We start from the raw sequence: 14,391 nt of genomic DNA on the forward strand, positions 1-14,391 counted from the left end.
CGCCTACAGCTCGTGGCCCAGGTCCGCGGCCAGCCGCGTCACCAGGTCGTGGGCCGCGTCCGGGATGACCGTGCCGGGCGGGAACACCGCCGCCGCGCCCATCTCCAGCAGCGTGGGGACATCGGCCGGCGGGATGACCCCGCCCACGACGATCATGATGTCCTCGCGCCCCTCCACCGCCAACTGCTCGCGCAGCGCCGGTACGAGGGTCAGGTGGCCGGCCGCCAGCGACGAGACGCCCACCACGTGGACGTCCGCCTCGACGGCCTGGCGGGCCACCTCCTGCGGCGTCTGGAAGAGCGGGCCCACGTCCACGTCGAAGCCCAGGTCGGCGAAGGCCGTCGCGATCACCTTCTGGCCGCGGTCGTGCCCGTCCTGGCCCATCTTCGCGACCAGGATGCGCGGACGCCGTCCCTCCGCCTCCTCGAACCGGTCGACGAGGGCGCGCGTGCGCTCCACGGACGGGGACTCGCCTGCCTCGGTGCGGTACACACCCGAGATCGTACGGATCTGGCTCGCGTGCCGGCCGTACACCTTCTCCAGTGCGTCCGAGATCTCACCGACGGTCGCCTTGGCGCGCGCCGCGTCCACCGCCAGCGCCAGCAGGTTGCCGTCGCCGCGCTCCGCGGCGTTCGTCAGCGCCCGCAGGGTGTCCTGGGTGACCGCCTCGTCGCGCTCCTCGCGCAGCCGCCGCAGCTTGGCGATCTGCTGGCTGCGCACCGAGGAGTTGTCGACCTTCAGGACGTCGATCTGCTCGTCGGTCTCCACGCGGTACTTGTTCACGCCGATCACCGGCTGCCGGCCGGAGTCGATCCGCGCCTGGGTACGGGCCGCGGCCTCCTCCACGCGCAGCTTCGGGATGCCCGCGTCGATGGCCTGGGCCATGCCGCCGGCCGCCTCGACCTCCTCGATGTGCTGCCAGGCCCGGCGCGCCAGGTCGTACGTCAGCTTCTCGACGTACGCGCTGCCGCCCCACGGGTCGATCGAGCGGCAGGTCCCCGACTCCTGCTGGAGCAGCAGCTGGGTGTTGCGGGCGATGCGCGCCGAGAAGTCCGTCGGCAGGGCCAGGGCCTCGTCGAGGGCGTTGGTGTGCAGCGACTGGGTGTGGCCCTGGGTAGCGGCCATCGCCTCGATGCACGTACGCGTGACGTTGTTGAAGACGTCCTGCGCCGTCAGCGACCAGCCCGAGGTCTGCGAATGGGTGCGCAGCGACAGCGACTTGGCGTTCTTCGGGTCGAACTGCTTGACCAGGCGCGCCCACAGCAGGCGGGCGGCGCGCAGTTTGGCGACCTCCATGAAGAAGTTCATGCCGATCGCCCAGAAGAACGACAGGCGCGGCGCGAAGGCGTCCACGTCCAGCCCGACGGCCTGCCCGGCCCGCAGGTACTCCACGCCGTCGGCGAGGGTGTACGCCAACTCCAGGTCGGCCGTCGCGCCCGCCTCCTGGATGTGGTAGCCGGAGATGGAGATCGAGTTGTACCGCGGCATCTTCTGCGAGGTGAAGGCGAAGATGTCGGAGATGATCCGCATCGAGGGCTTGGGCGGGTAGATGTAGGTGTTGCGGACCATGAACTCTTTGAGGATGTCGTTCTGGATGGTCCCGGCGAGCTTGTCGGGGGACACCCCCTGCTCCTCCGCCGCCACGATGTAGAGGGCGAGGACCGGCAGCACCGCGCCGTTCATCGTCATCGACACCGTCATCTTGTCCAGCGGGATGCCGTCGAAGAGCTGGCGCATGTCGTAGATCGAGTCGATCGCCACGCCCGCCATGCCGACGTCACCGGTCACGCGCGGGTGGTCGCTGTCGTAGCCGCGGTGCGTGGGCAGGTCGAAGGCGATCGACAGGCCCTTCTGGCCGGCCGCGAGGTTGCGCCGGTAGAAGGCGTTGGACTCCTCGGCCGTGGAGAAGCCGGCGTACTGCCGGATCGTCCAGGGCTGGTTGACGTACATCGTCGGGTACGGGCCGCGCAGGTACGGGGCCACGCCCGGGTACGTGTGCAGGAAGTCCAGACCCTCCACGTCCCGGCCGGTGTACAGCGGCTGTACGCCGATGCCCTCGGGGGTCTCCCACAGCAGATCGCCCGTGGCGCCGGCGGTGGACTCCTTCACCGCCGTACGCCACTGGTCCTCGGAACCGGCCGCGCGCCCGGCGCCGGCGCCGTTCAGCGCGAGCTCGGAGAAATCGGGGATGCTCATGCTTGCACTCCCATCCGGTCGAGTACGGAGGACAGCACGGCGACGGCGTCACAGCCGGCGAAGACGTACTCGTCCACGGAGGCTTCGGCGGTGCCGGGCCGGCCGGCGAGGAACACGGTCGTCGCGCCCGCCGCGCGCAGGGCGGCGGCCACCGCCTCGGCCTGCTCCTCGTACAGCGCGTCGCTGGAGCACAGCACGGCCATGCCGTCCGCGCCGCTCGCCGCGTAGGCCGCGGCGGCCGTCCGCGGGTCCACCGAGACCGGGTCGTGCACCGGTTCGATGCCGCCCGCCTGGAACAGGTTGGAGGTGAAGGTGGCGCGCGCGGTGTGCGCGGCCGCCGGGCCCAGCGCCGCGAGGAAGATCCTCGGGCGGGCGCCGGTCGCCGCCAGGTGTGCGTCGCTGCGGGCGCGCAGCGCCTCGTACGCCTCGTCACGCCGTACGCGGGGCAGCCCGCCGGTGGGCCGCGGCGGCGCGGGCTCGCGTACGAGCGGCTTCTCCGACAGCAGCGGGAACTCGCTGACGCCCGTGATCGGTTCGCGGCGCTTGGCCAGCTTCTTCGAGCGCTCCGCCCAGGTCGCCGCGAGACGGTCCGCGACCAGCCCGGAGCGCAGGGCGGCGGCCAGGCCGCCGGCCTTCTCGAGGCTCTGGAAGAACTCCCAGGCCGCATGGGCGAGTTCGTCGGTGAGCCGCTCCACGTAGTAGGAGCCGCCGGCCGGGTCGATGACGCGGGCCAGGTGCGACTCCTCCAGCAGGATGGTGGAGGTGTTGCGGGCGATGCGGCGGGCGAAGGCGTCCGGCAGGCCCAGCTCGTGGTCGAAGGGGAGCACGGTGACCGCCTCCGCGCCGCCCACGCCCGCCGCCATGCAGGCGATGGTGGTGCGCAGCATGTTCACCCAGGGGTCGCGCCGGCTCATCATCACCGGCGAGGTCACGGCGTGCTGGCGCTGCGCGCCGGCCTCCGGGGCCCCGCAGGCCTCGGCGACGCGGGCCCACAGGCGGCGCGCGGCACGGAGCTTGGCGATGGTGAGGAACTGGTCGGCGGTCGCGGCGTAGCGGAACTCCAACTGCCCGAGGGCCGCTTCGGTGCTCAGCCCGGCCTCGGCCAGGGCCCGCAGGTAGGCGACGCCGGTGGCCAGGGACAGGCCCAGCTCCTCGCCCGCCGAGCCGCCGGCCTCGTGGTAGGGCAGCGCATCGACGGTCAGGGCGCGCACACCGGGCCACCCGGCGCTGGCCCGGGCGGCGAGCGCGGCGGCGTCGGCCAGGTCCAGCGCCTCGCCCGTACGGGCCTCGTGGCCCAGCGGGTCGGCGCCGAGGGAGGCCCGGGCGGCCTCGGGGGCCACCCCGCGCTCGCCGTAGAGCCGCAGCAACGCGCGGGCGGCGTCGGCGTATTCGGCGCCGGCGTCGAGGCAGACGGGTGCGAGGTCGAGGTAGACCCCGTCCAGGGCGCGGGGGAGCGCGTCGACCGGGAGACCGCCGCTGCCGACGGTCAGCCACAGCGAGGTGACGCCGTTCTCCAGGTCGCCGAGGACCGCCTCGTTCACCCGTACGGGATCGGTGCCCAGCAGCCGCTGGCGCACGTCCCAGCCCGCGGCGGCGTTGCCCTCCGGCCTGCCGCCCCGTACGAAGGGGGCGAAGCCGGGGAAGCCGGCGGACCCGTCGAGGCCGGTGTCCTCGGCCGTCGCGGGTGCGGTGTACAGCGGGCGGGTGGTGAGCCCGTCCTCGAGCTTCGTGGACAACGCGTCTTCCGCTGCCTCGCCGGAAACTTCCTTGCCCGACTTGCGCAGCACGCCCTCTACCAGGCGCTGCCACTGCTCATGCGTCGCGTCAGGGAATTCGGCGGCCAAGGAGAGCCCGTCATCAGGCAGGACCGTCATGGCTCGAATGTTAGGGGGGTCCCATGAGCGCGCCTATAACCATTGGATGTGATCTCCCCCTCTCATGTGAGACGGGAGGGGTCACGAAAGAGCGGACCGAGCAGTACGGTCGCGGCGGCCACGGGCAGTACGGCGGGCCCGGCGTGCGGGCCGACGATGCGCCTGCCGTAGCGCTCGGGGTCGCCGGCCGCCCCGCGGATCTCGTCGAGGTAGCTCTCGTCGAGCACGCTGGAGAACTCCGCGATCACCATGACGGCCGGGTTGAACACGTCGAGGAGCAGCGCCGCGGCCCGGCCGACCGCGCGCGCCCGCTCGCGCAGCAGCCGGTCGGCGCGGGGGTCGCCGGTGGCGGCCGCGTCCGCGAGGAGGAACACGGAGGGTTCGGGGACGATCCCGCGGCGCACGGCCTCGGCGCCGAGCACGGTGTCGGAGACGGTCGCCTGGAGACAGCCGGTACGTCCGCACGCGCACGGGACCCGCGAACCGGGCACCGGGAGGTGCGCGACGTCTCCGGCGGCCGCGCCCGGGCCCCGGTGCACGGTGCCCTCGATGCCGAAAGCGGCGTCGACGACATTGCCGATGAACAGGTGCAGCAGGCTGCGGCGGGCCTCGGGGCGGCCGAAGACGATCTCGGTGTCGGCGACGGCGCGGGCGTGGTTGTCGACGCGGACGGTGAGCCCGGGGTGGCCGTGCGCCTCCAGGGCGCCGCCGAGCTCGGCGGCGAGCGGGACGTCCCGCCAGCCCAGCGCCTCGTGGCGCACCACGGTGCCGTCGCCGGGACGGACCCAGCCGCCGAGGGCCGCGCCGAGGCCGAGCAGGGGGCGGTGCGGTAAGTCGAACTCCCTCAGGAAGCCGGGGAGTTCGCTCTTGATGGCAGCCAGCAGGGCGGCGGGAGCGCGGTCCCCGTGGGGCATGGCCCGGCGGGCCAGGACACGGCCGCGCAGGTCGACGAGGCTGAAGGTGGAGGCGGGCACGCCGATGTGCAGACCGGCGGCGACCGGCCCGCCGACGGCCCCGGTGTGCAGGTCCAGCGGGATCCGCGGCCGTCCCACTCCGGCCGGGCTCGCGGCGTCGGCGGGCTCGGCCAGCTCGCGCAGCAGCCCGCCGCGGAGCAGGGCGGTGGTCTGCCGCGACACGGCGGCGGGACTGAGCCCGCACACCCGGGAGATCCCGCTCCGGGCGATCGGCCCGTGCGCCAGCACGGTGCGCAGCACGGAGGCGGCGTTGGCGGCGGCCCGGCTGTCACCGGTGGTGGGGGGCACGGGTCCTCCTCGGGCGGGGGAACAGGGGGGCGTGCCCCCGATCATGCCGGTCCGTCGCGTCCGGCCCGGCGGCCGGGGCGCGGTCCGGCAGGGTCCGGCGGGCTCCGGCGGGGGCTGTTCGGCGGGAGCGTGGCGGGTGCGTTGCGGCGGTGTGAAATCCGGCCGGGGCTTTCGGCTGCCGGGGGTGCGGTGGCGGGTTCCGCGGGTCGGGGGGAAACGCCAGGTCAGGGGCGGTTTGGCGGGCCGGCGGGGGGTGTCCGCCCGGGCCTTTTTGGGGGCCGGGTGCGGGGGTTGACCGGCGGCGGGGGCGCTGACAGGCTCCGGGACATGTCCGCGACCGAAGTCCTCGCCCCGCGGCTCCACACCACCGGCCTCTGTACCGCGCCGGGCGAGTGTCCGGGCCGCTGTCCGGCCCCGCGCCGAGCCTGAGCCGCCCCCCCCCGCGGGGTGCCGCCAGAGCCCGAGCCGCCCCTCGCGGGGCGGCGCCCGAGCCTGAGCCAACCCTCTGGGGCGGCGCCTGAGCCTGAGCCAACCCTCTGGGGTGGCGCCCGAGCCTGAGCCCGCTCCCGAGCGGGGGTGGTGCCCGAGCCCGAGCCTGAGCGGGGGGGTGCCTGAGCCCGCTCCTGAGCGGGGGGTGCCTGAGCCCGCTCCTGAGCGGGGGCAGTGCCCGAGCCCGTTCCCGAGCGGGGGTGGTGCCCGGGCCTGATCCGCCCCTCGGCGTGGCGTCCGAGCCTGAGTCCGTCCCCTGGCGGGGGTGGTGCCCGAGCTCAAGCCGCCCCTGGCGGGAGTGGCGCCAGGGCCCGGTCGTGCCGCGCCAATGGGGGCAGCGCCCGGACCCGGTTGGCGGCGCCCGAGCCGGATCCGGCCCGCGTGGCCGCCGAGGTGGTTGCGGTCCCGGCCGGCTCGGCCGCGGCCGCTCCTCCTGGGTCCTGCCCGCGCCTACCGGTGGGGCCGGGCTCGGGAGTCGCCTCGCCTGGCTCCTCCCGGGTCACGCCCGCTCTTCCTGGTCCGGGCCGGTCCGGTCCGCACCGCGACCCTCCCCGAACCGCCTTGGCGCCACCCGGCCCGGTCCGTCCGGCCCGGCGCCCTCTCCCACCTCGCCAAGGCACCGCACCGCACCGCACCGCACCGCCAGGTACCCGCATTCGCTTTTCTTCCGCTGCGGAAACAACCAAGGAGTCCCCATGGCCACCGCCACCCGTACCGACATCACCGTCACCAAGATCGGCGGCCGCATCGGCGCCGAGATCGGTGGCGTCACGCTCGGCGGCGAGCTCGCCGCCGACGCCGTCGCCGAGATCCGCGCCGCGCTGCTCGCCCACAAGGTCGTCTTCTTCCGCGGCCAGGGCCACCTCGACGAGGCCTCCCACGAGGCCTTCGCCCAACTGCTCGGGGCCCCCGTCGCGCACCCCACCGTGCCCTCGGCGGACGGCCGTTACGCCCTCGGCATCGACTCCCACCACGGCGCCCGAGCCAACCAGTGGCACACCGACGTCACCTTCGTCCCCGCCTACCCGGCCTTCTCCATCCTGCGCGCCGTCACCATCCCCCCGTACGGCGGCAACACCCTCTGGGCCAACACCGCCACCGCCTACAGCACCCTCCCGGAGCCGCTGCGCGCGCTGGCCGACAGCCTGCGCGCCGTCCACTCCAACGAGTACGACTACGCGGCGCTCAGGCCCGACGTCCTGCCCGAGGCGCTCGCGCAGTACCGCGAGGTGTTCACCTCCACCACCTTCCTCACCGAGCACCCGGTGGTCCGCGTCCACCCCGAGACCGGCGAACGCACCCTGCTCCTCGGCAACTTCGTCCAGCGGATCAGCGGTCTCACCGGCCGTGACTCCCGTGTCCTCCAGGACCTCTTCCAGGCCCACATCGAAAGCCCGGAGAACACCGTCCGCTGGCAGTGGCGGGAGGGCGACGTCGCGATCTGGGACAACCGCGCCACCCAGCACTACGGCGTCGACGACTCCGACGACCACGAGCGCACCCTGCGCCGCGTCACCGTCGACGGCGATGTCCCGGTCGGCCCCGACGGCGTGCCGTCCCGCCTGATCAGCCCCGAGGCCGTGCCGGACCCGGCCTTCGGCATCGCCTCCGGTGCGTCCAACTCCGCCTCACCGGCCACACCCGCCGCCTGACCTCCGCCGCCTGACCTCCGTGGCCCGAACGACCACCCAAGGAGCCCCCGTGCCCCAGCTGCTCGCCATCACCGGCAGCCCCTCCGCCCACTCCCGCACGGCCGTCGTCGTCGAGCACGCGCTGCGCCGCCTGTCCCACGCCGGGTTCGAGACCGGCCACCTCTCCGTACGCGAGCTCCCCGCCGCCGACCTGCTCGCCGCCCGCCGCGGCGAGCCGGAGATCCGCCGGGCCCTCGAAGCCGTCGCCGAAGCCGACGGGATCGTCATCGCGACCCCGGTCTACAAGGCCTCGTACACCGGCCTGCTCAAGGCCTTCCTCGACCTGCTCCCGCAGGACGGGCTCACCGGAAAAACGGTTCTGCCGCTCGCCACCGGCGGCAGCCTCGCCCACGTCCTGACCATCGACTACGCCCTGCGTCCGGTCCTCGCCGCCCTCGGCGCCCGGCACGTCACCGCCGGCCGGTTCGTCCTGGACTCCTCCGTCGAGCGCGGCCACGGCCCCGACCGGCTGCGGCCCGAGGCGGAGCTGGACCTCTTCCAGGCCGTCGACGAGTTCGCCGACGCCCTGCGGGCCGACGCGCTGCGCACCGCGGACACCGTCGACACCGCCGCGCTCACCACCGCCCCGTAGCCGTCACCCGTACCTCGTCCCGTACCTCGTCTCCGTAGCTCGCCCCCGTACCTCGTCCCCCGACGCAACCCCGCGCACCCGACAAGGACCCGTCATGCCCGCAGCCTTCACCACGACCTCCACCTCCCGGCGCCAGTTCCTCACCCTGCTCGGCATCTCGGCGGCCGCGGTGAGCTGCGGCACGGCCACCGCCACGAACGGCTCCGGCGGCTCCGGCCAGATCACGTCCCTGAAGTACCAGGGCTCGGTCGGCGCGGTCTCCCTCCCCGAACTCGCCGCCGACCTGGGCTACTTCGGCAACGTCACCCTCGACTGGGTCGGCAACACCATCAGCGGCCCCCAGGACATCCAGTCCGCCGCCACCGGCCAGACCCACTTCGGCATGGCCTTCAACGGCGCCGTCATCAAGCTCGCCTCCAGCAAGGCGCCGATCAAGGCCGTCATCTCCTCCTACGGCTCCGACCAGTACTCGTACGGCGGCTACTACGTCCTGGAGGACAGCCCGATCCGCTCGGCCCGCGACCTGATCGGCAAGAAGGTCGGCATGAACACCCTGGGCGCCCACTACCAGGCCCTGCTCGACATCTACCTGAGCCGGGGCGGCCTCTCCAAGGGGGACGCGGCCAAGGTCGAGCCGCTCGTCATACCACCCGTCAACACCGAGCAGTCGCTGCGGCAGAAGCAGATCGAGGTCGGGGTGCTCACGGGGGTCCTGCGCGACAAGGCCCTCGCGGCGGGCGGCATCCGGCCGCTGTTCACCGACGTCGAACTGCTCGGCCCGTTCAGCGCGGGGACGTACATCATGACCGAGCGCTTCATCAAGCAGAACCCGGACACCGTACGGACCTTCGTGACCGGCGTCGCCAAGGCCATCGAGTGGTCCCGCACCACCCCGCGCGAGCAGGTCATCGCCCGGATGACGGAGATCGTCAAGAAGCGCGGCCGCAACGAGGACACCGCCACCCTCCAGTACTGGCACTCGTACGGGGTCGCCGAGACGGGCGGCCGGATCACCGACACGTCCTTCCAGCTCTGGCTCGACTGGCTCGGTGAGCGCGGCGAGATCAAGCAGGGCCAGCTCAAGGCCGCCGACCTTTACACCAACGAGTTCAACGGCCAGGGAAAGGGCTGACCGGCCATGGCGAAGATCGTGTTCGAGGAAGTGACCAAGACCTTCCCGACGAAGAACACCAAGGGCCGCCCCGACGGCGGGCAGTTCACCGCCCTCGACGGCATCGACCTGGAGATCGAAACCGGTGAGTTCACGGTCGTCGTGGGCCCCAGCGGCTGCGGCAAATCCACCCTCCTCGACCTGCTGGGCGGCCTGACCCTCCCGACGTCCGGCCGGATCCTGCTCGACGGCAAGCCGGTCACCGGGCCGGGGCTGGACCGGGGCATCGTCTTCCAGCAGTACGCGCTGCTGCCGTGGCGCACCGCCCTGGGCAACATCGAATTCGGCCTGGAGGCGACCGGTGTCCCGCGCCGGCAACGAACGGCGAAGGCGAGGGAGTTCCTGGACCTGGTCGGCCTCACCGGCTTCGAGGACCGCCACCCGCACGAGCTGTCCGGCGGCATGCGCCAGCGGGTCGCGATCGCGCGCTCGCTGGCGTACGACCCGGACGTGCTGCTGATGGACGAGCCGTTCGCCGCACTCGACGCGCAGACCCGCGAGTCCCTCCAGGACGAGCTGCGCCGCATCTGGCAGCGCACCGGCAAGACGATCGTGTTCATCACGCACGGCATCGAGGAAGCCGTGTACCTCGGGCAGCGGGTGGCCGTCATCACCTCCCGCCCCGGCCGGGTCAAGGAGGTCGTCCCGGTGTCGTTCGGGGACCGTGCCGCCGGTGCGACGGGTGAAGACCTGCGCTCCAGCCCGGAGTTCGCCCGCTATCGCCACGAGATCTGGACCCTGCTCCACGACGAGGTGGCCCGCGCCCAGCAACTGGAGAAGGAGGAGGCCTCCGTATGAGTACCGGAATCGACATCACCCCCGCCCCGGCCACGGCGTTGGCGTCGGCCGAAGCCGAGGAGGTACGGGTCCCCGCCCGCGCGGCGGCGCCAAAGGAGCGGCCCAAGGCCCCGAAGCCCACCCGCGTCGCGGCGCGAACGACAGCGCGGTGGCTGCGGGCAGCCGCACTGCGCTCGGCGGCGATCATCGCGCTGCTCGTGGTGTGGGAGACGGCGCCGCGGCTCGGCCTGGTGGACGCGACCTTCCTCCCGCCGGTGAGCGAGGTCGCCAAGGCCTGGTGGGAACTGGCGGCCGACGGCCAGCTCGCCGAGCACACCCGGGCCAGCCTGGTCCGCTCCTTCGGCGGCTTCGGCATCGCCGTCGTCGTCGCGGTCCCGCTCGGGCTGCTGATCGGCTGGTACCGCCCGGTCGCGGCGCTGCTCGGCCCGCTGCTGGAGGTGTTCCGCAACACCGCGGCCCTCGCGCTGCTCCCGGTGTTCGTGCTGCTGCTCGGCATCGGCGAGACCTCGAAGGTCTCGATCGTCGTCTACGCGTGCGTCTGGCCGATCCTGCTCAACACCATCAGCGCGGTGGGCAACGCGGACCCGACGCTGGTGCGACTGGCCCGCTCGATGGACCTGTCCACCCCGCGGCTCTTCCAGAAGGTGATCCTGCCGTCCTCGGTTCCGGCCATCTTCACCGGCATCCGCCTCGCCGGCGCCGTCTCCATCCTGGTCCTCGTGGCCGCGGAGATGATCGGCGCCAAGGCCGGCCTCGGGTACCTGATCAACGCCTCGCAGTTCAACTTCGCGATCCCGCAGATGTACGCGGGCATCGTGACCATCTCGGCGATCGGCGTGGCCTTCAACCAACTGCTGGTCGCGATAGAACGCCGCCTGAGCCTCTGGCGCCCCCCCTCCTGACCCACCGCACCCCAGGCCGGCCCCGCCGGGGGCCGGCCCCCGCCCGGGGGATGTCGCCCCCGGGGGGCCCCCGGCCTCGGGCGGCCCCCGGCCTCGGGCGGAAGCCCCCGGCCTCGGGCGGAAGCCCCCGGCCTCGGGCGGAAGCCCCCGGCCTCGGGCGGAAGCCCCCGGCCCGGGGCAGCGGCCTCCGCCCCTGGATGGCGGCCGCGCCATCGGGTCCCGTCGGGGCAAGCTCCCCGCCTGCGGGCGGGCCCCGTGCCCACGGCCCGGCCGGGTACGCGACCGCGGTGGGGGACGGCGGTGGGGGACGGCCCCCGCCCGGGGGGTGTCCCCCACCGGGGTCGCGCCTGGGGCGTGTCCGCCACCCGGGGTCGCGCCTGGGGGGGTGTCCGCCGGGGGTGGCTCCCGCTTGGGGGGTGTCCGCGGGGGACGGCCCCCGCCCGGGGGGTCCGCTGGGGGTGGCTCCCGCCCGGGGGGTGTCCGCCGGGGGTGGCCCCCGGCCCCGGCAGGCGGTGGCTCGCGCTCGCCGGGGCAAACCCCCGCCTGGCGGGGGCGCCCACCGGGCCCGCCGGGGCAACCCCCACGGGGTGGTGGCGGCCCCGGGCCGGCCGGGTGGCCAACCCGCCCCCAGGGGCGGGACCTTCCACCCGGCCCCGGTGGGTACGCACCCGCCCAGGGGCTGCGCCCGCAGGGCCGGCCCCGTGCAGCCCCGCCACCGAAGGCGGCCGGACCTCGCCCCCGGCGGCGCCGGGCCACCGCAGTGCACCACCGCCGAACCGCCCACGTCCACGTACCGCTCACCACCCCGGGACCGTCACCGCCCGCGCGGCACACCGCCCGCGCGGCACACCGCCCGCGCGGCACACCGCCCGCGCAGCGACCCGGCCGCGCAGCGAACCCGCGCAGCGGCCCGCCCGCCCAACCGTCACCGCCCCGCGGCACACCGGCCGCGCAGCGCACCGGCGCAGCGACCCGTCCAACCGTCACCGCCAGCGCAGCGCACCGGCGCAGCGACCCGTCGACTCACAAGGAACCGTCATGCCCGAACCCCGGACCCTGCACCTCAACGCCTTCCTCATGAACGCCGGGCACCACGATGCCGCCTGGCGGCACCCGGACAGTGCTCCCGAGCGCGTCACCGATCTGCGGTACTTCCAGGAACTGGCCCGCACCGCCGAGCGCGGGCGGCTCGACTCGATCTTCTTCGCCGACGGGCTCGCCCTCTGGGGCAAGGCCCGCTACAACGCCCTCGGCGGTTTCGAGCCGCTCACCCTGCTCTCCGCCATCGCCGCCGTCACCGAGCACATCGGACTCATCGCCACCGTCTCCACCACCTTCAACGAGCCCTTCCACACCGCCCGCAAGTTCGCGTCCCTCGACCACATCAGCAACGGCCGCGCCGGCTGGAACATCGTCACCTCCGGCACCGTCGACGAGGCCCGCAACTTCAACCGCGACGAACACCTGGAGCACCGCCTCCGCTACGACCGGGCCCGCGAGTTCCTCGACGTCGCCACCAAGCTCTGGGACAGCTGGGAGGACGACGCGATCGTCCTCGACAAGGAGCGCGGCATCTACGCCGACACCGACAAGCTCCACCCGGCCGCCCACCGCGGCGAGTACTTCGGCGTCGCCGGCCCGCTCAACGTGCCCCGCTCGCCGCAGGGCCACCCGCTCCTCGTCCAGGCCGGCTCCTCCGAGGACGGCAAGGAGTTCGCCGCGCAGTACGCGGAGGCCGTCTTCACCGCGCAGCAGACCCTCGCCGACGGCCAGACCTTCTACAAGGACCTCAAGTCCCGCCTCGCGAAGTACGGCCGCGCCGAGGGCGATCTGCTCGTCCTGCCCGGCATCGCCCCCGTCATCGGCTCCACCGAGGCCGAGGCCAAGGCCCTGGAGCAGCAGCTCACCGACCTCCAGGTCCCGGAGTACGGCCTCGCCCAGCTCTCCGGCATGCTCGGCGTCGACCTGAGCGGCCACCCCCTGGACGGCCCGCTGCCCGAGCTGCCCGAGGAGCGGGACATCAACGGCAACAAGAGCCGCTTCACCCTCGTCGCCGAACTCGCCCGCCGCGACGGCCTCACGCTGCGCGAGCTGATCGCCCGGCTCGGCGCCGGCCGCGGCCACCGCGTCTTCGCCGGGACGCCCGAGCAGATCGCCGACCAGCTGGAGACCTGGTTCACGCAGGGAGCCGCCGACGGCTTCAACATCATGGCGCCCGTGCTGCCCACCGGACTCACCGACTTCGTCGACCACGTCGTGCCGCTCCTGCAGCGCCGCGGCCTCTTCCGCACCGAGTACACGGGCCGCACCCTCCGCGAGAACTACGGCCTGCCCCGCCCCGCCAACCGCTTCGCCGCCGCGGGGTAGGCCGGGGGGCCGTGCCACCGATGCGGTGCCGCCGGAGCCGTGCGCTCCGGCGGCGCCGCCGCGCGTGCGTCCATCAGACCGTCAGGACGATCTTGCCGCGGGTGCGGCCCGCCGCGCTCAGTTCCCAGGCCCTGGCCGCCTCGGCGAGCGGCAGCGCGTGCTCCACGTTGACGGTGAGCCTGCCCTCCTGCGCCAGCTCCGCCAGGAAGGTCAGGTCGGTGGTGTCCGGGCGTACCCACAGCTGGTGGGCGCCCTTGGCGGCGGCCTCGTAATCGGCGATGGAGACGACCCGGCCGCGGTCCTTGACGAGGGACTGGAGGGTCTCGACGACCCCGTCCCCGTAGAAGTCCAGTCCAGCGTCGACGCCTTCGGGGGCCAGCTCGCGCACCCGGTCCGCCAGGCCCTCCCCGTAGAGGACCGGCTCGGCGCCGAGGGAGCGCAGGTAGTCGTGGTTGTGGGCGCCCGCCGTGCCGATGACCCGCAGGCCGAGCGCGACCGCGATCTGGACGCCGAAGGATCCGGTGCCCCCGGCGGCGGAGTGGATGAGCACGGTCTCGCCCGCCTTGAGGCCCACCCGGGTGAGCGACTGGTACGCGGTGAGGCCGGCCAGCGGGATGCCCGCGGCCTGCTCGAAGGTCAGCCCGCGAGGCTTGCGCGCGAGGGTGCGGACGGGGGCGGAGACCAGTTCGGCGTAGGTACCGAGCTCGACCCACTCCTTGCGGACGTAGCCGTACACCTCGTCGCCGACGGCGTGGTCGAAGGTGTCCGCACCGACGGCCTCGACGACGCCGGCCACGTCCCAGCCGGGTATGACGGGGTAGCGGACCTCCAGGATCGGGTCGAGGTAGCCGGCGGCGAGCTTCCAGTCCACCGGATTGACGCCCGCGGCCTTGACGCGGACGAGCACCTCGCCGGGGCCGACCTTCGGCTCCGGGACGTCAACGAGCGTGAGGTTGTCTGCAGTTCCGTATGCGCTGTAAGTGATTGCCTTCATGATCGTCTCAAACGAGGCGCCGCGGACGGCTATTCCGCATCCCAGCGACCCTTTC

General features: G+C 73.8%; 10 protein-coding genes. 6 read left to right on the plus strand and 4 right to left on the minus strand.

Going from position 1 to position 14,391, the window contains the following annotated elements; genetic code table 11:
* Positions 1-3: 3 nt before the first annotated feature.
* The 3 genes from scpA to ACFWBF_RS14185 form a co-directional block, all read right to left on the minus strand.
* Complete coding sequence (gene scpA / locus ACFWBF_RS14175; RefSeq protein ID WP_385600260.1) at positions 4-2,196, minus strand: methylmalonyl-CoA mutase; 2,193 nt, start codon at positions 2,194-2,196, stop codon at positions 4-6.
* Complete coding sequence (locus ACFWBF_RS14180) at positions 2,193-4,070, minus strand: methylmalonyl-CoA mutase family protein (RefSeq protein ID WP_385600263.1); 1,878 nt, start codon at positions 4,068-4,070, stop codon at positions 2,193-2,195. The genes scpA and ACFWBF_RS14180 overlap by 4 nt, the downstream gene beginning before the upstream one ends.
* Positions 4,071-4,132: 62 nt before the next feature.
* Positions 4,133-5,377, minus strand: coding sequence for an ROK family protein (locus ACFWBF_RS14185; protein ID WP_385600266.1), 1,245 nt, complete (start codon positions 5,375-5,377; stop codon positions 4,133-4,135).
* 1,139 nt (positions 5,378-6,516) lie between these two features.
* On the opposite strand from ACFWBF_RS14185, the gene ACFWBF_RS14190 reads away from it, so the two are divergent.
* From ACFWBF_RS14190 to ACFWBF_RS14215, 6 genes are all read left to right on the plus strand, one after another.
* Positions 6,517-7,473 carry a TauD/TfdA dioxygenase family protein gene (locus ACFWBF_RS14190; RefSeq protein ID WP_385600269.1) on the plus strand — a complete coding sequence of 319 codons (957 nt, stop codon included), beginning with the start codon at positions 6,517-6,519 and terminating at the stop codon, positions 7,471-7,473.
* A 49-nt stretch (positions 7,474-7,522) separates the two neighbouring features.
* Positions 7,523-8,104 (plus strand): NADPH-dependent FMN reductase, encoded by a 582-nt coding sequence (gene ssuE, locus ACFWBF_RS14195; RefSeq protein WP_385600273.1) that lies wholly within the window; start codon positions 7,523-7,525, stop codon positions 8,102-8,104.
* Positions 8,105-8,198: 94 nt separating this feature from the next.
* Positions 8,199-9,236 (plus strand): ABC transporter substrate-binding protein, encoded by a 1,038-nt coding sequence (locus ACFWBF_RS14200; protein ID WP_385600276.1) that lies wholly within the window; start codon positions 8,199-8,201, stop codon positions 9,234-9,236.
* A 6-nt stretch (positions 9,237-9,242) separates the two neighbouring features.
* Complete coding sequence (locus ACFWBF_RS14205) at positions 9,243-10,073, plus strand: ABC transporter ATP-binding protein (RefSeq protein ID WP_385600279.1); 831 nt, start codon at positions 9,243-9,245, stop codon at positions 10,071-10,073.
* Complete coding sequence (locus tag ACFWBF_RS14210) at positions 10,070-10,975, plus strand: ABC transporter permease (protein ID WP_385600282.1); 906 nt, start codon at positions 10,070-10,072, stop codon at positions 10,973-10,975. The genes ACFWBF_RS14205 and ACFWBF_RS14210 overlap by 4 nt, the downstream gene beginning before the upstream one ends.
* A gap of 1,038 nt (positions 10,976-12,013) precedes the next feature.
* A complete protein-coding gene (locus ACFWBF_RS14215) occupies positions 12,014-13,342 on the plus strand; it encodes an LLM class flavin-dependent oxidoreductase (protein WP_385600285.1) in 1,329 nt (442 codons plus the stop codon).
* A gap of 73 nt (positions 13,343-13,415) precedes the next feature.
* Here the strand turns inward: ACFWBF_RS14215 and ACFWBF_RS14220 are convergent, their stop codons facing one another.
* Positions 13,416-14,336 carry an NADP-dependent oxidoreductase gene (locus ACFWBF_RS14220; protein ID WP_385600287.1) on the minus strand — a complete coding sequence of 307 codons (921 nt, stop codon included), beginning with the start codon at positions 14,334-14,336 and terminating at the stop codon, positions 13,416-13,418.
* Between the last annotated feature and the right edge of the window lie 55 nt (positions 14,337-14,391).

This window comes from Streptomyces sp. NPDC060028, assembly GCF_042736725.1.
GTDB lineage: Bacteria > Actinomycetota > Actinomycetes > Streptomycetales > Streptomycetaceae > Streptomyces.

Excerpts from the sequence above, each read along its gene's own strand:
- scpA (WP_385600260.1), bottom strand. The coding sequence starts at position 2,196 with ATGAGCATCCCCGATTTCTCCGAGCTCGCGCTGAACGGCGCCGGCGCC.
- ACFWBF_RS14180 (WP_385600263.1), bottom strand. The coding sequence starts at position 4,070 with ATGACGGTCCTGCCTGATGACGGGCTCTCCTTGGCCGCCGAATTCCCT.
- ACFWBF_RS14185 (WP_385600266.1), bottom strand. The coding sequence starts at position 5,377 with ATGATCGGGGGCACGCCCCCCTGTTCCCCCGCCCGAGGAGGACCCGTG.
- ACFWBF_RS14190 (WP_385600269.1), top strand. The coding sequence starts at position 6,517 with ATGGCCACCGCCACCCGTACCGACATCACCGTCACCAAGATCGGCGGC.
- ACFWBF_RS14200 (WP_385600276.1), top strand. The coding sequence starts at position 8,199 with ATGCCCGCAGCCTTCACCACGACCTCCACCTCCCGGCGCCAGTTCCTC.
- ACFWBF_RS14205 (WP_385600279.1), top strand. The coding sequence starts at position 9,243 with ATGGCGAAGATCGTGTTCGAGGAAGTGACCAAGACCTTCCCGACGAAG.
- ACFWBF_RS14210 (WP_385600282.1), top strand. The coding sequence starts at position 10,070 with ATGAGTACCGGAATCGACATCACCCCCGCCCCGGCCACGGCGTTGGCG.
- ACFWBF_RS14215 (WP_385600285.1), top strand. The coding sequence starts at position 12,014 with ATGCCCGAACCCCGGACCCTGCACCTCAACGCCTTCCTCATGAACGCC.
- ACFWBF_RS14220 (WP_385600287.1), bottom strand. The coding sequence starts at position 14,336 with ATGAAGGCAATCACTTACAGCGCATACGGAACTGCAGACAACCTCACG.